Origin of the sequence: Baekduia sp. (assembly GCF_035318805.1) — a bacterium.
GTDB lineage: Bacteria > Actinomycetota > Thermoleophilia > Solirubrobacterales > Solirubrobacteraceae > Baekduia.
Genome location: NZ_DATHDY010000018.1, coordinates 55343 through 73386 on the forward strand (window position 1 = coordinate 55343; position 18044 = coordinate 73386).

Sequence of the window (18044 nt, forward strand, 5' to 3'; positions counted from 1 at the left end):
GAACCGGCCGATGGTTCGGTGGGGGCTCCAGGGTCCGCCACGGGCCTACCGAAGCTGGGGGACGGAGCCGGTCGTCGAGTCGGGGATCGCACGTGGCGCCTGCAGCGCGATCTGCTTGAGCAGAGCGATCTGTCCCTCTAGGTATCCGGCACGCCCGAGATCCTCAAGCTTCGTCGTGAACCCCATACCGAAGTATGCCGGCCCAAGCGTGAAGTCCTCACCGAAGAAGTCGTCAGCGTATCCGGGGAAGTGCTTCCGCAGGAGATCATGCGTGCGCTTCGCCCAGCAAAAGAGCGGGTCCTCGTCGAACGGCGGTCCCTCGTCGGGACGAAGCGTCACTCTCGTGCGCGGTACGATGCCGTCGCTCAGTGCTGCATTCAGCCGCTCGGACGGGGTGGACTGCCCTGGGCGCTCAAGCTCATGTGCGATCTCGCGGAGCACCCTCAGGCGCGCCTTGACACGGTTGTGGACCGCATAGAAGCCCGGTGCCGGGAATCCGTGCGCCTCGCAAAACCGATCGAGCTCTGGACGGTTGGCGAGGAAGTTCTCCACGGCGTTGGTCCATTCGGCCTCACGGTCGCGGACGGCATCTAGACCCTTCCGAGCCTGCTCGTCGCTCGGTGCGCCCAAGCTGGCCGCGGCCTGGCTCGCTTCCATGTTCGCCTCGCTCATGATCTCCGTCCCTAACCGGATCAAGCGGGTGAGGGTCTGCCGCTCGGGTAGGGGCTGTGCGGCGAACTGCTGGTCGGCGCGGCGCGCTGAGGTCACCTGACGCCAACCCAACAGAATGACGACCGACGCGGTGAGCCAAACGGCGAAAGGCCACCATTGTGAGGTGAGGATCGGAGCGATCGTCGCCAGCACCCCTAAGGCCAGTAAACCCAGGAGCCCGGCCAGCCGCAGCAAGATCTCCGCGTTTCCGACCCGCGACAGGAACCGCGAGTCCAGCAGCTTGAAGATGCGGTGAACCACGGAGAAAGTGTAGTCCCGCGCCAGGCGGTCACGGGCATCGCGACAAGGCTCGAAGCCCTGTCTCTGACATCGGAGAGCCGGTCGAGATGTTCGCGGACGTGCGAGATAACGTCAGGCGCCGTCTGTCGTTCGTGGCTGGGGATGGCTAAGGTCGCCGATCGTGCTCGACTCGCACCTCAACGGCTACCACCGACTCGGGTTCTACGCCCATGGTCCCGAATGGGCCTTCGTCGTTCCGCATGGAGATTGGGAAGCGTTGACGGATGTCATCCGCGTCTGCTCGCGCGTCTGGAATGGATCCGGAGCGCTCATCCTGACTTGCGATCAACGCGGCCGACTCCGGGGGAACTGGAAGCCGCTTGTGGATTCGCGAGCGCTCGACCTCACATGGTTGCACCCGTCCCTCGGGGCAGACACAAGAGCGGCGCTCGTCGAGACCCAGGCGGCTCTGAGCCCCGTCGAGTGGGGCAGCGGCTTCGGCTTTCGCGCTTTGCATCCAGCCGAGCTGATCGACGCTCCGGCACAGGAAAACCTCCGGCACGCTATGACGATTCCGAGGTTCGCATCTGCTGCGTTGCAGCGCGTTGCCGAGGTGTCCTGGGGTGTAGTCGAGCACGAAGATGAATGGGCTGACCGCTTCGATGTCGGAGCGGTGGATGGCGATCTCGCCTTCATGGCGCTGCTAGGCGGCCAGTTGGGCTTCAACATGGTGTCGCCGCTGCTGGTGTCTCAGATTTCCATGCCGGTGCTTGGACGGTGGGACGGAGAACCGTGGCCGTATCTCTGGATCTTCGAGACCGGATCGTTTGACGAGCTAGTTGCGTTCTGGAACTTTCGAACCGCCGCCGACGCCAACAACCGGTTCGCCTCAGTTATCGGCGTTCCGCGGGAGGCGCTGCTGGCACCTGAGAGTCTCGAGGCGCTTCGCGTCTGGAGCGAAGCGAGCACGGGCCCGGCACGGCGACCGACGTTCCTCGTCAAGGTTGCGGCGCGGCGTGAACCGGTGGTCGACGCTGCGCTGGCCACCCTGGGCATCGAGCGCGCGGCGGTCGACAGGCTTCAGTCTCACGCGGAGGTGACCGAGGACGAGCCGCCCACGTGGCTCCCGCGGAGGCCGGTAGTGAAGGGTCGGTTCATCAGAGGTGTCCGTCACGACGGTGAGTTGTATGTGAAGGACGGGCGCGGGGATGCTCAGCTACCGAAGCCGCGAGGCTACCGGCCCGGTGGCGGCGCCAGCCTCGTGATTCAGACGATGCCGGTCCCGTTGCCGATCACGCCGACGGCCGCCACGCGCATGATGCATGGGAGCTTCGCTCACCCCAGGGGCTTGGGGATCAACATGGGGTCAGCGTCGCCGTGGTCGCTGGCCGTCTCGCTTCCGGACAGCGACACCGCATTGCGCGACTGGGCCACCGACCACGGGTACGGGCCCGAGGAGCCTCGCGCAGGAAAGGACGCTCGAGCGCTGCTGCAGCGCCTCGGTGATCTTGACCGCCTTGACGCGCTAGTCGATGAGACACGCATCGAAGTGCTGGCCCACCTGGCTCCGCTCTCCCGAGATCAGCTGGTCAAGCGGCTCGCCAAGCGCTTTGCGACCCGACAGCGAGAGGCCGACCTGGCAACAGACCTGGCCGAGACGTTGCGCGAGGACGAATTGCTCATGGAGCTCCCGAGCAAGACCGCCGCGCAGCTCGCGAGCGCGACCGCCCGCAAAGTGCAGCAGGTCGTTGCGGCGCTGGGTCCACTCGTCGAAGTGGGGTTCGTGCACCGCGGCCGCAACGTGGCCTGTCCACAGTGCCGGTTCCCCACGTTTCTCGCACTGCGCGAGCTCGACGAGCGCGTGCGGTGCCGCGCGTGCGGGCACGATCAGGTCCTGCCTGTGATGGCGCGCGACGGGGGTGAGGCGCCGCTTGCCTACCGGGTCGACGGACTGATGGCCCGCGTCATGGACCAGCACGTGCTCCCCGTCGTCCTGGCCCTGCGTGCACTTCGTGACCCGTCTCGCTTTGGCCGACCGGACTATGCGTGGCCGGGGATGCTGTTCCGTGAGGCAGACCAGAACCCGTTCGACATTGACCTGCTAACCAGCGATGGCACAACGGTGCACGCTGCGGAATGCAAGCTCGACGCCCGCGGACTGGGCAGGCCCCAACTTCGCACGCTGCTGCGCTTCACCGACCGCGTCGGCGCTCGACCAGTCGTCGCCGCTATGGCCGGGGAGTTCGCTGCCGAGACTCGCCGAGCAATCGAACGACGCGACGGCCTTGTCCTGCAGCGTTCCGACATGCTCACCATCGGCGAGCGGCCAGACTTCGCCTAGTCTGGCAACCGGCTGCCGAGCCCTCCTGGCCGAATGCGCGTCTAGTGCCGGCCTTCCCCAGGCTGCCCGTGCGGTGATGGTCCCGTCACATCGTCAAGCAACCGCTCGGCAGGAGCGTCTGGCTAGGCGGCTTCGGCGCCTTCGGAGAACCAGAGTTCGGGGAACTCGAGGAACCGATCACCGCGCAGCACGATCCGGACGCGCTCCTCGCGGGCAACCGCCCCGGCCCACTTCATGAATCGGCGCTCGATCGCCTCGACCAACTCTAGATCGACGATCTCTGCCCGGGGCACGCCGACCATCGCGTGGCGGATCCGGATCGCCTGGCCATCGGTGACCAGGAGCGTGAACTGGATGCCGTCGTAGCTGCCGACACGAGCCTCGGAGTGCAGCACCGCGACGCCGACACCGATCTGACGGCGCTCGAACAAGTCGAGGGCTCGGCGGTCGGCTTCCATCCGCGTGCGCAGTTGCATGCCTGCAGGGTGCCGACTGCACCGGCGGAATCGCGGTCACCCCGATGTGGAGGTCGATCTATCTGTATGGCCAGGCCGTGGCGCTTGGCCTTGGATGGCGGCAGGCGCCGGACACGGCCGTATGTTGCTCTTCGTCATGGACCCCAACGACCGGCTGAAACTGGTTCTAGCTGGGATCGCTGAACTTGGCTGGAAGAACAGCATCGACTTGGCCGCCACGGCTGACGCGAGCACCCGGTTCTCAGTCCCTGGGCTCAGTGCCGACGAGGTTCACGAGGCGCTCAAGGACGCCGCCTACGCCGGCCTATTTGCTGGCGAGCCCTCCGAGGGCGATGGGTCGATGCGGACATGGCATCGCCCATACCTGAGCCTGTCGGGCTTGCAGAGCGTCGGCGCGTGGCCCACGGCCGACCGGCCTGCGGTGACCACCCGCTGGTGGGACCGCGCGCTCGCCGCCCTCGTTCACCTGCGCGACAACCCACCGCATGCCGGACATATTTCAGGACCACGAGGCACCGACGAGCCAACCTCGCCGGTGCCGGATACCGACGAACACACCTACTGGCTGTTGCTGTCCTACCTGCTCGACGCCCGGCTGCTGCGAGCGATCAAACAGCAGGGCAGCCTCGAGGAGGTCGCGCTCACGCCCGCGGGAAGCTCGGTCCTCGGCTCAGGCGCCCGCGGTGATGGACCATTGACGAGCTTCTCAGCTGCGCAGCGTGAGTTGTTCGACCGCATCGCGGGCCTCGCCCACGAACTGCCAGCACACGACCGCGAGTTCCTCTTCGCCCACCGGGCCGACCCCGCCCGCGTCGTCGGCGCCAACAACATTGACTTTCCCGTCGTCGGCGATGACGTCTCCCAGCTCGAAAAGGCCGGACTGCTCAAATGGACCAGCCAGAACTACGTGACTGGCCTCAACTTCGTGGTCACTCCACGAGGGTTCGAGGTCTACGAACTCGCTCGTCGCCGTATGGCCGACCGGCTGGCCGCGGTCGAGCGTGACGTCTTGACCTACCTGCGCGGAGACGAAATGGCCCAGCGCTTCCCCCAGGCCTTCCGACTGTGGCTGCAAGCCGACCAGCAGCACGCGTCCCGATCGGTCAACGCAACCGTCGTCGGTCACACCATCCGCGAAGCAATGCAGATGTTCGCCACAGAGCTACTTGATCGACATCGCGTCGATAGCTCCGAGTCGCCCACGCAAACCGTTGCCCGCGTTCGTGCCGTCATCAACGCTCGCAGGGACGATCTCGGCGAGGCCCGAAGCGAGGTCCTCGATGCGCTGCTCGCCTACTGGGGCACAGTCTCGGACCTGACCCAGCGGCTAGAACATGGTGCCCAGAAGGAAGGCGAGCCGGTCAATTCGGAGGACGCCCGCCAACTCGTCTATCTCACGGCCCAGGTCATGTTCGAGCTCAGCCGCACACTCGGCTGACGCGGATTGCGACGGGACTCGGAGCCGGTGACGGGCTAGGACTGACCCGCGGCGTCCGCGTTAGCGCGCCACGAATCGCCGGCAATCCGCTGCGAACAAGTCACATATCGCCGTTTTCAGGCACTAGTGCCTGAAAACGCCGGCCAAGCGGGTGTCAAACGGCCCGCCCCCAGAACGACGAAACCCCCGCGATAGCAGGGGCTTCATCCGAGTGGAGCTAGGGGGACTCGAACCCCCGACCTCCTGGGTGCGATCCAGGCGCTCTCCCAACTGAGCTATAGCCCCGGGTGGAATCGCCGATTGTAGCCGCCCCTCATCGGTCCACGCCGTGCGGACGTGCCCGTGGGCCGGAGTACGCTGCGCGGCGGGAGATGTCCGACCGCGGCCCCTTCGGCGATCTGCGTGATCGCCTGTCCAGTTTCCGTACCCGTCTGCGGCTGTTCTTCGTGCTGATCGTGATCGTTCCGATGGTCGCGGTCACGCTCGTCGTCTTCCGGCTGATCGCCGAGAGCGAGCACGGCCAGGCCGACGCGCGCGTCGCCGCTCGGCAGGAGGCCGCGATCAGCCTCTATTACGACGCGCGCGCGAACGCCGACCGGCTCGCCGCCCAGCTCGGGCGCGACCAGGCGCTGGCAGCGGCCCTGCGCGGCCGCGATCCGCAGCGGATCCGGACCGTCGCGCGCCGGCTGCTGGCGAAGACGACCGCCGACCGCATCGTGCTGTCGAGCAACGGCAAGGTCTGGGCCGACGTCGGCGATCCCCGCGCGTCCTTCCCCGCCACGCGCAGCCTCGTCGCCGACGGACGCCCGGTCGCCGAACTCCAGGTCTCGGTCCTCGACGCGCAGGAGTATGCGCGGCTGGTCAAGCGCGTCACGCAGCTCGAGACCATCGTGCGCCGCGGTGGGCGCGTCATCGCCTCGACGATCCCCTCGGCCGGCGGCGCGTCGCTGCCGTCGCAGACGGGCAAGGTGACCGTCGGCGGGCGGGAGTACCGCGCCGCCTCGTTCGGCGCGCCGGGCTTCCTCGGCGAGCACGTGCAGGTCTCGGTCCTCGAGCCCGAGGCGGCGACCGCCGGCGACATCCGCAACGGCCGCCTCGTCGCGGGCCTGGTGCTCGCGGGGTTCTTCCTGCTGGCGCTCGTCGCCGCGGTCGTCGTCTCCCGGTCGCTGAACCGCCAGATCGAGGAGTTCCTGGCGGCCGCCCGCCGGCTCGGCGGCGGCGACTTCTCCGCGAAGGCACCGACGCGCGGCCGCGACCAGTTCGCGCAGCTCGGCGAGGAGTTCAACAAGATGTCGCGCGAGCTCGAGGGGCGCCTGGAGGAGCTCGGCGAGGAGCGCCAGCGCCTGGAGTCGTCATTGCGGCGGATCGGCGAGACGTTCGCCTCCAACCTCGACCGCGACGGCCTGCTGGAGATCGTCGTTCGAACCGCGGTCGACGCCCTCGACGCGCGCGGCGGCCACGCGCTGACGCGGCGCGGGCCGGACGGCGAGCTCGGGCCCGTCGCGTCGGTCGGCAGCGGCGACGAACGCCCCGCCGCGGCGGTCGAGGCCGAGCGCCGCGTCCTGGCGGTCGGCGAGCCGGGGTTCGCGAGCGTCGACGGCGGCCACGCGCTCGCACATCCGCTGCGCGCCGGCCCGGCCGCGGGCGCCCGCGCCGACACGGTCACCGGCCTGATCGCCGTGTGGCGTACCGGCCGTCCGTTCTCGCACCGCGAGAGCGAGCTCTTCCACTACCTCGCGGGCCAGGCGGCCGTGTCGATCGAGAACGTCGGGCTGCACGAGACCGTCGAGCGCCAGGCGGTCACCGACGAGCTCACCGGCCTGTCGAACCGCCGGCGGTTCCAGGAGACGATGACCGCCGAGGTCGAGCGCTCCAAGCGCTTCGGGCAGGACCTCGGCCTCGTGATGCTCGACATCGACGACTTCAAGGCCGTCAACGACACCTACGGCCATCAGCAGGGCGACATCGTCCTGCGTGAGGTCGCCCGGATCCTGCGCGCGTCGTCGCGCGAGATCGACGAGCCGGCACGCTACGGCGGCGAGGAGCTGGCCGTCGTGCTGCCGGGCACCAACCTCGAGGGCGCCTACAACCTGGCCGAGCGCGTACGCGAGGGGATCGAGGCGCTGCGGCTGCCGATCGTCGGCGACGAGGGCGGCGAGCCGCTGCGCGTCACCGCGAGCTTCGGGGCCGCGGCACTGCCCGCCTGCGCCGACAGCGTGCGCGGCTTGGTGGCCGCCGCGGACGAGGCGCTCTATCAGGCCAAGCGCGGCGGCAAGAACCGAACCGTCGGCGCGGGGTGACCTCGGCCGGGGCCCTTCGGCCTGCGGCCTCGTTACGCTAACGGGACCATGGGCCTGTTGGATGACGCCATCCGGGAGCACCTCGACCTCAAGCGCCGTCGGGGCGCTGACCCGTCCGAGATCGCACGTGAGGAGAACGAGGCCCTCGGGCCGGTTCGCCGGACCGAGCCGACGGCGCAAGCCGATGCGGCAGCGAATGGCGACGAGTCCTTCGAACGTCCGCCTGCGGACGAGTCGCTGAGCGCCGGAGGCGGCTCGGGCGCCGCGCTGGACGAGCCGGGCGAGGCGTACGCCGACGATGACTTCGGCTACGAGCCGGCCCCGGTCGCCGACGACCACCCGCTGCCGGACGAGCCGCCACGGACCCACGCCGATCCGTATGCCGAGCGTGAGGAGGAGAGCGCGACGCCGCCGCACGGCGACCCGCTGCTGCATCAGCCGACGCGCGAGTTCTCCGCCTTCGAGGTCGACGAGGCCCTGGGCGAGGAGGAGCCGCCTGCGGCTGAGCCGGAGGCCGAGGGCGAGACCGCGCCGGCGGATCGCGCCGACGGCGACGACGAAGACGTGCTCGAGGAGACCCCGGACTTCCTCCAGGAGACGCCGGAGCACGACCGGCTGTGGTTCGAGCAGAAGCCGCCGAAGGACTTCGACTTCTGACGCACTGCCGCTGATGGCCTGACGCCATCGGCTCGCGCGTCGATCACGCGTCCACGACGGCGCGCAACCGCTTGGGGTGCCTGGCGAGCGGGTCGACACCCTTCTCGACACAGGCAGCGCGCCGGCATCGGGGAACAATTCCGGCGCGCCGTCCCTCCGGTGAAACGGGGGGCAAAGGACGCCGCGAGCGCGCCGATCGGCCTCAGCCACGGCGCGCTCGCGTCCCCTTTCGCGCCTCCGTTCGGTCGGTCCGCGCCGGCCCGCCGGTCCGTAGCGCCGCGGCCACGCGGGCAGCAGGCTCTGTGGGAGCCGATGCCAAGCTCCTACAACCACCGCGGCGCGCCACCGCGGGTCGCCCTCGTGCTGCCGGGCGGTGGAGCGCGCGGCGCGTACGAGGTGGGCGCGCTGTCGGTGCTGCTGCCGCTGCTGGAGGAGCGCGGCGAGCGACCCGTGATCCTGTGCGGGACGAGCGTCGGCGCGATCAACGCGACGGCGCTGGGCGCGACGGCCGACCGGCCCGCAGCCGAGGCGGTCGCCTCGCTGATCGAGCACTGGCGCGGCCTGCGCAAGGCCGACGTGATCCGTCCGGTCGTCGGGCTCGGGCTGCCGCTCACGGCGCTGCGGATGCTCGGCGAGGCGCTCGAGGTGCCGGGCGTCCGGCTCGCCGGGCTGCTGGATCCGGCGCCGTTGCGGCGCAGCTTGAACCGCTGGATCGACTGGGACGCGCTGCACCGCAACGTGCGCACGGGCGTGATCGAGGCCGCATGCGTCGTCGCGACGTCGTTGGACCGCGCAGGACCGGTCGCGTTCGTGGACTCGGTCGGGCGGGTGCCGGCATCGCGCGCGGCCGACTCGCTGCAGTACGTCCCGGCGCGGCTGGGCGACGAGCACGTGCGGGCCTCGGCGGCGATCCCCGTGCTGTTCCCGCCCGTCGAGATAGCGCACCCGGCGGCGTTGGCGGGGTACTACGTCGACGGCGGCACCCGCCTGAACAGCCCGGTCGCGCCGGCGCTCGCCCTCGGTGCTGACCGGGTCGTCGTCATCGGCTTCCAGCCGTTCCGGGCGCAGGTGGAGCCGCCGACCAAGGCCAACGGGTCGCCGCGGCTGGCCGACGTCGCCGCCAACATCATCGACGGGCTGCTGGTGGACCAGGTCGCCGACGACCTGCGGCGGTTGGCCACCATCAACTCGTTCGTGGTCGACGCGCACGGGCCCGGCCCGCGCGGCGCCGCCGACGCCTACCGCGCCGCCCGCGGCCGCAAGCCCTACCGGCGCATCTCCTACGCCTTGGTCGCTCCCGAGCGCCGCGGCGAGCTGGCCGCGGTCGCCGACGAGGTCTTCGACGACCGCTACGCCGGCCTGCAGGGCTGGCTACGCCCTGATTACCCGTTCATGTCGCGCTTGCTCGGCGGCGGCCGCTCACCCTCGCGCGGCGAGTTGTTGTCGTTCCTGCTCTTCGACGAGGACCACATCGACCGCCTGATCGAGCTCGGCCGCGCCGACGCGCGCCGCTGGCTCGACCGCCATCCCTCCTTGTGGTGCTCGGACGCCGCCCACGACTTCGACATCGACGCCACCGCCGTCGCATCCCTCCGCGAACGCGAAGCCCTCGACGAGTGGCGCAACCTCCGCCGCCGCCCGTGACGCCTGCCCTTCATCGAGCTAGACTCCGGCCCCTTGGGGCCATAGCTCAGCTGGGAGAGCGCCTGCTTTGCAAGCAGGAGGTCGTCGGTTCGATCCCGTCTGGCTCCATCGTGGTGGAACCCGCGACTTGGCTGCAATCACTAGGAGATTGGTCGTGGCCTCCAACGGGCCGGTCGCGTCGCCGCTCTCGCGGCACCTGTCCCCGTTCGTTCACTATTCGCACGGTTAGGGCGGCGGCAGCTGGCGTGAGGCGCTGCACCGCCCCGACGGCCGGTGAGGGCTCGCGAGCAGCTCGATGGCCGGCGTCCCAACGCGGACACCGCTTGCTGCCGTGGGCGTCTGTGCTGCTCGCCTTGCCAGCGTCGTGGCGCCTAGCGGGGCGTTCTCCGCGGCGAGCCAGCGCTACTGCCCGCCGACGAGCGGGGACGGCTAGACGGCCGCACCCCCGCAGCCGTCATCCATGAACGTCGTGGAGAACAAGGTCGCCAGCGCCATGTCTCCCGCCGAGAGCGCGCGTGCTTCTTGCTCGGCCAGCATGGTGCACAAGTGGGCGGATGGCCTGGAGATGGGCCCGGCGATTGGGGGTGTGGCAACGGCGGGCGCGGTCGTTACGGCGCTCGCGCTCGCCGCCGGGACAGCGACAGCGAGTGCGGCCGTGACGGCCGCGAACGCGGCCAAGGGCGTTCGTCGAGACATGGTTGGTCGAGCCTCCTAGGTGTCGGACGGCCCGGGCGGCGCCCGACGATTGTTGAGTGCGTGCCGTGGCGAGCGCTCCCGGTCGGTGATGCGGTCGATGGTCTCCCCGCCGGCGTCCGAGGCCAACTGTGCCGGTGGATGGCGTCCGCTGTCCCGAAGGATTGTGTCCGCTGTCCCCGCGGCACGGTTCGCTGGAAATCCGGGGCTTTGCGTCGCTACTCGCGGGTTTCGTCCAAGGCGGCAGTGCCGTTCAGCTGCGCGCCTGCTTCCACTCTTGCCTCGATGCGATAGCGCGGCCGCGCGTGGTTCGGCGCCTCGCCCGGGCCGTCCCTGATGGCAGTGCTTTCGAGCGAACCGCTTCCATCCCCACGCTGCCAAGCCTGTTCGCCAGACGCCGTCGACGTTCGGCGGTGTTAGGCGGGCCGGGCGGGGGCGAAGAAGTCGACGAGCAGCTGGTTGACGCGCTCGGCCTCGTCGTGGTGGACCCAGTGCGACGCGTCGGGCAGGCGCTCGACGCGGTCGAGGTTGGGCACGTCCTCGTGGTGGGGCTCGGCGAGATCCCGGCCGAGGTAGCGATCCTTCTCACCCCAGATGACCAGGGTGGGCGCCGAGATCGAGTGAAGCTCCGTCTTGGTGCCCTTCGGCGGTCGCACCGCGGCGCGGTAGTAGTCGATCATCGCGGCCGCCGCGCCTTCCTGCGACCACGCCTCGATGTAGCGATCGGTCTCCTGCTCCGTGTACGGCGGCTGGGCGTCGCGCAGGAAGTGCTGGAAGAACTCCCAATCCTTCGCGCGCACGTGGTGCTCGGGCAGATCCGGCAGCGCGAAGTAGAAGAAGTACCAGGACCGCGCGAGCTGGCTCGGGTGGCGCAATCCCTCGTTGAGCTTGCGCGGATGGGCCGAGTTGAGGATGGCCAGACGGTCGACGACCTCAGGGTGGTCCATCGCCGCAGTCCAGGCGGCGGTTCCGCCCCAGTCGTGGCCGACCAGCAGCGCGGACTTGCCACCGCGTTCGCGGATGAGATCGCGCACATCGGCGGCCAGCTTGCCGGCGCTGTACGCCGCGACGCCGTCGGGCTTCGACGACAGGTTGTAGCCGCGCAGATCGGGCGCGACCACGCGGAAACCGGCCGCCGCGAGCGGCGCGATCTGCCGCCGCCAGCCGAACCAGAACTCCGGGAAGCCGTGCAGCAGCACGACCAGCGGCCCGTCACCCGCCTCGACGTAATGGAGCCTCACCTCGTCTCCGACCTCGGCGTAGCCCTCCCGAAGCTCGATCCCGACGTCAGGCAGCGTGCTGGTGGTAGTCATGAGAACCTCCGTGGGCAGGGGGACTTGGGCACTCAGCGAACCGACGCGAACGCGGCGCGTAGCTCCTCGGAGAAGAGCTCCGGCTCCTCCCAGGCGGCGAAGTGGCCGCCCCTGTCGACCTCGTTGAAGTAGGTGAGGTTGGGATAGGCCTTCTCGGCCCAGCTGCGCGGAGTCCGCCAGATCTCGCCGGGGAAGGTGGTGAACCCGACCGGGATCGACGGCGGCGGCAGAGGCTCGCGGCCCGCGGCCGGTGCGTCCGGCCCGTAGGCCTCCCAGTACGACCGGGCCGCGGAGGTGCCGGTGCCGGTCAGCCAGTACACCGTGATGTTGTCCAGGACATTGTCCCGGGTGAGGTTGCCCGAGGGCTGCCCGTCGACGAAGGCGCCGGAGATCTTGTAGTAACTGTCCGTGTCGTGATCGACCATCCAGGCCGCGAGGGCCACGGGTGAATCCAGCAGGGCGTAGCCGATCGTCTGCGGCCGGGTGGCCATCTCGACGAAGTAGCCGTTTCCGGACTGCTGGAAAGTGGCGATCTGCGCGGCCGCGGCGCGTTCCTCGTCGGTGTCCGTCGGCATGGCGCCGCCAAGCGCCGGCACGAGCAGGTTCGTGTGGATGCCGATCAGCCCCTCGGGTGCCTGGCGGCCCATCGCGTCGGTGACACCAGCGCCCACGTCGCCGCCCTGGGCCACGTAGCGGGTGTAGCCGAGGCGGCGCATGAGCTCCGCCCAGGCTCGTGCGGTCCGGCCCAGGTCCCAGCCGACCTCGACCGGCTCGCCCGAGAAGCCGTACCCGGGCAGGGAGGGCAGCACGAGGTGGAAGGCATCCTCGGAGCTGCCGCCGTGCGCGGTGGGGTCCGTCAGCGGGCCGACGGAGTCGATCATCTCCATGACGGAGCCCGGCCAGCCGTGCGTCATGACCAGCGGCAGCGCGTTCTCGTGCGGCGAGCGCACGTGGATGAAGTGGATGTTCACGCCGTCGATCTCCGTCGTGAACTGCGGGAGTGCGTTCAGCCTCGCTTCGACCCGTCCCAAGTCGTAGTCCGTCGCCCAGTAGCGGGCGAGCAGCTGGATCGTCGCCAGTTGCACGCCCTGCGACCGATCGGCGACGAGCTCACTGGAGGGCCAGCGCGTCGCGGCGAGTCGACGGCGCAGCTCAGCGAGCTGCTCCTCCGGAACCTCGATCCGGAACGGGCGGCTGGTCGCCATGACGGCCATAGCGGCGCTCCTTCGTTCGCTTACGACGGACTCGGGGAGCGTCTTATACGGCTCCGAGGCGAGCATCACCCGATGCGGGTGATATGCGACGGCGGCCAGCCACCGCTGTGCGCCTGCGCCAGCACATGCCCGCTGCGAGCGAGGACGGCCCCCGCCTAGACCGCTTCCATTCCATGCGACTCGGCACTCGGACTTCGTGCAGGAGCATCGTCCGTCGCGCTGCTGCTTTCGCCTGGGACCGGCAGCGCCTCGGGAGCTGCGACGGATTGCTGCTTTCCATGCGCTGCGAGCGTCGGCCGGCGCTGCTCCATGTCGCCCAATGCAGAAGCGCTACGGGACCAGAGGCGGCGATGGGAGAAGCGGTGTGTGGCGACGGCCTCCGGGAGAGCGGCGATGCCTTGGCCGGCGAGGTGGCCGACGCTGCTGTCTCCCGAGCACCTGCCGCTGCTGCGCAGGGCTAGACGCCCGAGTTCGGGCGGAGCGCCCTGCGCGCCATGTGGCGCGCCACGAGACCGCCGATTGCTGTGAGCGCCGCCACCGGAACGGACAAGATGAGGAGGCTCCATGCAGTCCAGCCGAGGTCGTCGCGGAGTCGGCCAAGCTCGTTGCACTGGGCTGTGCCGTCGAGGCGCATTGGCGTGTTCGGGTAAGTGCAGTGCGCACCCAGCGCGTCCAGCGCCATGAAGCTGACGAGCGCGAGCGCGACGAGGAGAAGCGGAGCCGCGCAGACCATCCAGAAGAGCAGTCGTCGACCGTGTACGGCGCTCACGTCGCCGAAGGGTATCCACTCCAATCGAGTTGGCTCAGGCGTTCCGACTCGATTGTCCGGGTGTCGGGAACCTTCTTGCCGTCCAGATACGCAGCCAGAGCGCGCCCGAGAAGGTCACCACCAACGCGACGCCTCGCTCGGCCGTAGTCGGTACCGCGGGCAGTCCACCGCTCACCCCGGTTCAGGATCGGTCGTATCCAGCGAAATCGAGTAATCACATACGTTCACACTCGACTGGCGTGGAGACAAGACGGAAGGAGGTGAAATAAGGCCGTCCTTTGCACCACAGGCATGCAACCTGTGGCGAGGTCGCAAGCAGCGCGATCGGTCGGTCGTGTCCGCGAGCAGCGATCGCTAACCGGTCGGGGGCACGCCAGGCGCGATCGGTAGGGGCGTCGGCGTGGGTGGGAGCGGCACTGGCGTCGGCGGCAGCGGCTCAGGAGTGGGCGGCTCCGGCGCGGGCGGCGTCGGCACCGGCACCGGCACCGGCGCCCCTGCGTAGCTCACCGTGAAGGCGTCGCCGTTCGCCGAAAGGGCGCCCGGCGTCGCGCTGGCGGCGGGGCCTCCGACGGCGAGGTTCGCGGGCGAGGAGTCGCCGGCTTCGGGTGAGAGGGAGACCGCCGTCGCCGACCACGCCGGGTCGGCGATGGGGCCGGTGCGCCCGGCGGTGTTGGTGGCCCTGGCGTTGGCGAAGCCTGCCGTGCCGAAGTCGGCCAGGGGGAGCGTGTGGCAGGCGCCGGTGCCGCAGTTCGACGGTGCCTCGACGATCCACTCCGCCGTCTTGACGTCGAGATGCCGGGCGGGCTCTCGCGCGGTGAAGACGGTGCCGAGGGTGAGGTTGGCGAGGCGGAACCTGACCGTCCCGTGCGAGACCGTCACGTGCGCCGACATCTTGTCGCCCGGGCGCACCTTGAGATGGACGTCCACGGGGCCGGCGGGGACCAACTCGTACCACGCCGAATAGAACGGCTCGCCCGTCGAGCTGCAGTCCGCCTGAGTCCCGATCTGCTCGAGCGCGTGCGTCTTGGCGTGGTAGCCCCCGATGCCGATCCAGTAGGCCGAGTATCGGCGCGCGCCCGGCGTGCAGGTGGCCGCCGGCTGTACCCAGGTGCCGGCGACGCTGTGGAACCGGACGCCCGGCTTGCCGACCACGTAGCCGGCCCAGTTCGAGCTGGTGGCGTAGTGCGTGGCGGCCCCCGCTTCGGCCGGCACCGCGAATGCGAGAAGCGCGGCGAGCGTGATCAGGAGGGTGGTGGTTCGGCGGATCATGGGCGTACAGCGGCCCGCAGTCAGGAGCCCGCTGCCACCATCGTGGGACGCTTGCCACCCGAAGGGGACTGAACGTGGGGCCAGCGTCCCGCGCCCATTCGACCGACGGCATCACGCGCCGATTTGACTGGCCGGTGGGCGCGGACTAGCTTCGATGCAGGCTGATGTCCACGGCCGCCCCGGCGAGCGGAGACGGCGAGGAGTCATGCGCGAGGTGGTGCCGTCAGGTGTTGCAGGACCGGCGTAGCGAGTGCGCGACGCTGGATCGTCTGCTGGACGCCGTTCGGGCGGGTGAGAGCCGGGCGCTGGTGGTCCGCGGCGAGCCCGGGGTCGGCAAGTCGGCGCTGCTGGACTATCTGCTCGAGCGCGCCGCGGGATGTCGTGCGGTGCGTGCCGCGGGCGTCCAATCCGAGATGGAGCTTGCGTTCGCCGGGCTGCACCAGCTGTGCGCGCCGATGCTGCATCGGCTCGGGCGTCTCCCCGCGCCGCAGCGCGATGCGCTCGGCACGGCGTTCGGGTTGCGTGCGGGCGCCACGCCGGACCGCTTCCTGGTCGGCCTGGCGGCGCTGAGCCTGTTCTCCGAGGTTGCCGACGAGCGGCCGCTCGTCTGCGTCGTGGACGATGCGCAGTGGCTGGATCGGGCGTCGATGGACGCGCTGGCGTTCGTGGCGCGCCGGCTGGTGGCGGAGTCGGTCGGCGTCGTCTTCGCGGCGCGCGAGTCCGGCACCGAGCAGGAGCTGACGGGCCTGCCCGAGCTGGTCGTCGATGGTCTGCGCGCCGCCGATGCCCGCGCGCTGCTGGGTTCGGTGATCGCCGGGCCGTTGGATGAGCGGGTGCGCGATCGGATCGTCGCGGAGACCGGCGGCAATCCGCTGGCGTTGCTGGAGTTGCCCCGGGGGTTGACGGCGGCGGAGCTGGCGGGCGGGTTCGGGCTTCCGCACGCGCCTTCCCTGGCGGGCCGGATCGAGGAGAGCTTCCGGCGGCGGGTCGAGGCGCTCCCAGCGCACACGCGGCAGCTGTTGGTGGTCGCGGCGGCCGAGCCGGTCGGCGACCCGGTGCTGGTATGGCGGGCGGCCGAGCGGCTGGGGATCGGGGTCGACGCCGCGGCGCCCGCCGCGGCCGCGGGCGTCGCCGAGTTCGGCGCCCGCATCCTGTTTCGTCATCCCCTGGCGCGCTCGTCGGTCTACCGGGCGGCGTCGTCGCCGGAGCGCCAGAGCGCCCATCGCGCGCTGGCGGAGGCCACCGATCCGCGGATCGATCCCGATCGCTGTGCGTGGCACCGCGCCCACGCGACCCGAGTGCCCGACGAGGACGTCGCGGCCGACTTGGAGCGGTCCGCCGGCCGCGCGGAGGCGCGCGGAGGGCTGGCCGCGGCGGCCGCGTTCCTGGAACGCGCCGCCGAGCTGACGCCTGACGCGGAGCGCCGGGCGCAGCGCGCGCTGGCCGCGGCGCAGGCCAAGCACCAGGCGGGAGCGCCCGACGCCGCGCTGGAGCTGCTGGCCACCGCGCAGGCCGGCCCGCTCGACGAGCTCCAGCGTGCCCGCGTGGAGCTGCTGCGCGGCCAGATCGCGTTCACGTCGAGCCGCGGCGGGGACGCTCCGCGGCTGCTGCTCACGGCCGCCACACGCCTCGAACCGCTCGACGTGAGGCTGGCACGCGAGACCTATCTTGACGCGCTGTGGGCGGCGTGGTTCGTCGGCCGTCTGGCTGGCGGCGTCGGCTTGTCGGAAGTGGCCGAGGCGGCGGGGCGGGCGGGATCCTCACCGCAGCACCCGCGCGCGGCCGACCTCCTGCTGGACGGGTTGGTGCTGTTGATCACTGAGGGCTACCCGGCAGGCGCGCCGACGTTGCGGCGCGCGCTGAGCGCCTTCCGCAGCAACGACATCTCCAGGGACGAGGAGATCCGCTGGCTCGCGTTCGCGGGCCACGTCGCCGCGACGCTGTGGGACGACGAGAGCCGGCTCGTGCTCGCCAGCCGCCACGTCCAGCTGGCGCGCGATGCCGGGGCCCTCTCCGTGCTTCCCGTCGCGCTGAGCGCGCGTGCCGGTGTGCACCTCAACGCGGGCGAGCTCGCCGCGGCTGCGGCGCTGATCGAGGAGGCCGAGGCGGTCACCGAAGCGACGGGGAGCCACGTCGTGTCGTACGGACTCCTGATGCTCGCCGCGTTGCGCGGCCGCGAAGCCGAGGCCTCCGCGCTGTTCGAGGCCACCGCGAAGGAGGTGACGCCCCGGGGAGAGGGCGTGGGGCTGACCGCCATTCAGTGGGCGAGCGCCGTGCTCTACAACGGCCTCGGCCGCTATCAGGATGCGCTGGCCGCGGCCGAGAAGGCCGCCGAGCACCCCGAGGAGCTGCGGTTCTCCACCTGGGCGCTGGTCGAGCTGATCGAGGCGGCCGCACGCAGCGGGCAGCCGCAGCGCGGCGCCGACGCTCTCCGGCGCCTCTCGGAGACGACCCGCCCCAGCGGCACCGAGTGGGCGCTGGGGATCGAGGCGCGCTCGCGCGCGCTGCTGAGCGAGAGCGACGTTGCAGAGCGCCTCTACCGCGAGGCGATCGACCGGCTCGGCCGTACCCGCCAGCGCGTGGACCTCGCGCGCGCCCACCTCGTCTACGGCGAATGGCTGCGCCGCGAGAGCCGGCGCGGAGACGCGCGCGAGCAGTTGCGCACCGCCCACGAGCTGCTGACGGCGACGGGCGTCGAGGCGTTTGCCGCGCGCGCCGCGCGGGAGCTGCTCGCCACCGGCGAGACCGCACGCAAGCGCACGGCCGAGACCAGTGGCCAGCTCACCGCTCGGGAGGCGCAGATCGCACGACTCGCCGGCGACGGCCTCTCCAACCCCGAGATCGGCGCGCGACTGTTCATCAGCCGCCGCACCGTCGAGTACCACCTGCGAAAGATCTTCGCCAAGCTCGACATCACCTCACGCAACCAGCTGCACCGCGTCCTCGCAAGCGACCCCGACACGGTCCAGCCCGCCTGAC

At 70.5% G+C, this 18044-nt stretch carries 13 protein-coding genes and 2 tRNA genes; 8 read left to right on the forward strand and 7 right to left on the reverse strand.

The genetic code is table 11. From position 1 onward, the window contains the following. Nucleotides 1-45: 45 nt before the first annotated feature. Complete coding sequence (locus VK501_RS04530; RefSeq protein WP_324335084.1) at nucleotides 46-972, reverse strand: hypothetical protein; 927 nt, start codon at nucleotides 970-972, stop codon at nucleotides 46-48. A gap of 160 nt (nucleotides 973-1132) precedes the next feature. On the opposite strand from VK501_RS04530, the gene VK501_RS04535 reads away from it, so the two are divergent. Then, nucleotides 1133-3292 carry a hypothetical protein gene (locus tag VK501_RS04535; protein ID WP_324335086.1) on the forward strand — a complete coding sequence of 720 codons (2160 nt, stop codon included), beginning with the start codon at nucleotides 1133-1135 and terminating at the stop codon, nucleotides 3290-3292. Between the two features lie 122 nt (nucleotides 3293-3414). Here VK501_RS04535 and VK501_RS04540 read toward each other — a convergent pair whose 3' ends face one another. Next, a complete protein-coding gene (locus VK501_RS04540; protein WP_324335088.1) occupies nucleotides 3415-3768 on the reverse strand; it encodes a hypothetical protein in 354 nt (117 codons plus the stop codon). Between the two features lie 136 nt (nucleotides 3769-3904). Between VK501_RS04540 and VK501_RS04545 the strand changes: the two genes are divergently transcribed. Then, complete coding sequence (locus VK501_RS04545) at nucleotides 3905-5206, forward strand: hypothetical protein (protein ID WP_324335090.1); 1302 nt, start codon at nucleotides 3905-3907, stop codon at nucleotides 5204-5206. A 212-nt stretch (nucleotides 5207-5418) separates the two neighbouring features. Here the strand turns inward: VK501_RS04545 and VK501_RS04550 are convergent. Continuing rightward, nucleotides 5419-5491 (reverse strand) — tRNA-Ala (locus VK501_RS04550). A gap of 86 nt (nucleotides 5492-5577) precedes the next feature. Here VK501_RS04550 and VK501_RS04555 point away from each other — a divergent pair. From VK501_RS04555 to VK501_RS04575, 5 genes are all read left to right on the forward strand, one after another. Next, the gene (locus tag VK501_RS04555) at nucleotides 5578-7506 is read left to right on the forward strand and encodes a diguanylate cyclase (protein WP_324335092.1); all 1929 of its coding nucleotides are present in this window, start codon (nucleotides 5578-5580) and stop codon (nucleotides 7504-7506) included. A 48-nt stretch (nucleotides 7507-7554) separates the two neighbouring features. After that, entirely contained in the window at nucleotides 7555-8163 is a 609-nt protein-coding gene (locus VK501_RS04560; protein WP_324335094.1) for a hypothetical protein, read from the forward strand. 312 nt (nucleotides 8164-8475) lie between these two features. Next, entirely contained in the window at nucleotides 8476-9807 is a 1332-nt protein-coding gene (locus VK501_RS04565) for a patatin-like phospholipase family protein (protein WP_324335096.1), read from the forward strand. A 35-nt stretch (nucleotides 9808-9842) separates the two neighbouring features. Continuing rightward, nucleotides 9843-9915, forward strand: a tRNA-Ala gene (locus VK501_RS04570). Between the two features lie 352 nt (nucleotides 9916-10267). Continuing rightward, a complete protein-coding gene (locus VK501_RS04575; protein ID WP_324335098.1) occupies nucleotides 10268-10522 on the forward strand; it encodes a hypothetical protein in 255 nt (84 codons plus the stop codon). A gap of 394 nt (nucleotides 10523-10916) precedes the next feature. Here the strand turns inward: VK501_RS04575 and VK501_RS04580 are convergent, their stop codons facing one another. The 4 genes from VK501_RS04580 to VK501_RS04595 all read right to left on the reverse strand — a co-directional run bounded on the left by VK501_RS04580 (nucleotide 10917) and on the right by VK501_RS04595 (nucleotide 15065). After that, complete coding sequence (locus VK501_RS04580) at nucleotides 10917-11813, reverse strand: alpha/beta hydrolase (RefSeq protein WP_324335100.1); 897 nt, start codon at nucleotides 11811-11813, stop codon at nucleotides 10917-10919. 32 nt (nucleotides 11814-11845) lie between these two features. After that, a complete protein-coding gene (locus VK501_RS04585; protein WP_349260971.1) occupies nucleotides 11846-13027 on the reverse strand; it encodes an epoxide hydrolase family protein in 1182 nt (393 codons plus the stop codon). A 457-nt stretch (nucleotides 13028-13484) separates the two neighbouring features. Beyond that, entirely contained in the window at nucleotides 13485-13796 is a 312-nt protein-coding gene (locus VK501_RS04590) for a hypothetical protein (RefSeq protein ID WP_324335104.1), read from the reverse strand. 354 nt (nucleotides 13797-14150) lie between these two features. Further along, the gene (locus tag VK501_RS04595) at nucleotides 14151-15065 is read right to left on the reverse strand and encodes a G1 family glutamic endopeptidase (RefSeq protein WP_324335106.1); all 915 of its coding nucleotides are present in this window, start codon (nucleotides 15063-15065) and stop codon (nucleotides 14151-14153) included. Between the two features lie 164 nt (nucleotides 15066-15229). On the opposite strand from VK501_RS04595, the gene VK501_RS04600 reads away from it, so the two are divergent. Beyond that, nucleotides 15230-18043 carry an ATP-binding protein gene (locus VK501_RS04600; protein ID WP_324335108.1) on the forward strand — a complete coding sequence of 938 codons (2814 nt, stop codon included), beginning with the start codon at nucleotides 15230-15232 and terminating at the stop codon, nucleotides 18041-18043. Nucleotide 18044 lies beyond the last annotated feature (1 nt).

Excerpts from the sequence above, each read along its gene's own strand:
- VK501_RS04540 (WP_324335088.1), bottom strand. The coding sequence starts at position 3,768 with ATGCAACTGCGCACGCGGATGGAAGCCGACCGCCGAGCCCTCGACTTG.
- VK501_RS04545 (WP_324335090.1), top strand. The coding sequence starts at position 3,905 with ATGGACCCCAACGACCGGCTGAAACTGGTTCTAGCTGGGATCGCTGAA.
- VK501_RS04555 (WP_324335092.1), top strand. The coding sequence starts at position 5,578 with ATGTCCGACCGCGGCCCCTTCGGCGATCTGCGTGATCGCCTGTCCAGT.
- VK501_RS04560 (WP_324335094.1), top strand. The coding sequence starts at position 7,555 with ATGGGCCTGTTGGATGACGCCATCCGGGAGCACCTCGACCTCAAGCGC.
- VK501_RS04565 (WP_324335096.1), top strand. The coding sequence starts at position 8,476 with ATGCCAAGCTCCTACAACCACCGCGGCGCGCCACCGCGGGTCGCCCTC.
- VK501_RS04575 (WP_324335098.1), top strand. The coding sequence starts at position 10,268 with ATGAACGTCGTGGAGAACAAGGTCGCCAGCGCCATGTCTCCCGCCGAG.
- VK501_RS04580 (WP_324335100.1), bottom strand. The coding sequence starts at position 11,813 with ATGACTACCACCAGCACGCTGCCTGACGTCGGGATCGAGCTTCGGGAG.
- VK501_RS04585 (WP_349260971.1), bottom strand. The coding sequence starts at position 13,027 with ATGGCCGTCATGGCGACCAGCCGCCCGTTCCGGATCGAGGTTCCGGAG.
- VK501_RS04595 (WP_324335106.1), bottom strand. The coding sequence starts at position 15,065 with ATGATCCGCCGAACCACCACCCTCCTGATCACGCTCGCCGCGCTTCTC.
- VK501_RS04600 (WP_324335108.1), top strand. The coding sequence starts at position 15,230 with ATGTCCACGGCCGCCCCGGCGAGCGGAGACGGCGAGGAGTCATGCGCG.